This window comes from Mesorhizobium sp. M8A.F.Ca.ET.207.01.1.1 (assembly GCF_004794715.1).
Taxonomy (GTDB): domain Bacteria; phylum Pseudomonadota; class Alphaproteobacteria; order Rhizobiales; family Rhizobiaceae; genus Mesorhizobium.
Map to the genome: position 1 here is coordinate 1 of NZ_SRUS01000605.1, position 279 is coordinate 279.

The following is a 279-nucleotide window of genomic DNA, read 5'->3' on the forward strand; positions in this document are numbered from 1 at the left end:
ACGACGCTCTTCCGATCTGTGGACCCCGCAAATCCGCCATCCGTGCAAAAACCCCTGGGCGGTTGCAGAGCCGGCCCCCCCCACAACGCAGAACCCCCGGCCGGGGCCGGGGGTTCTGGGAAACGTGTACGCCGGTGGCGTGCTTACCAGTTGCCGGCACCCGGCACGTTGTGCTCGCGGGCGCGGCGGCGCATCAGCAGGTTCAGCCACTCGACCAGCACCGAGAAGCCCATCGCAGCGTAGATGTAGGGCTTCGGCAGGTTCACGTCCAGGCCGTCC

General features: G+C 68.1%; 1 pseudogene. It reads right to left on the minus strand.

Annotated elements, in window-relative coordinates:
* Nucleotides 1-143: 143 nt before the first annotated feature.
* A pseudogene (locus EN850_RS37660) lies at nt 144-279 on the minus strand (TerC family protein); the annotation flags it as partial.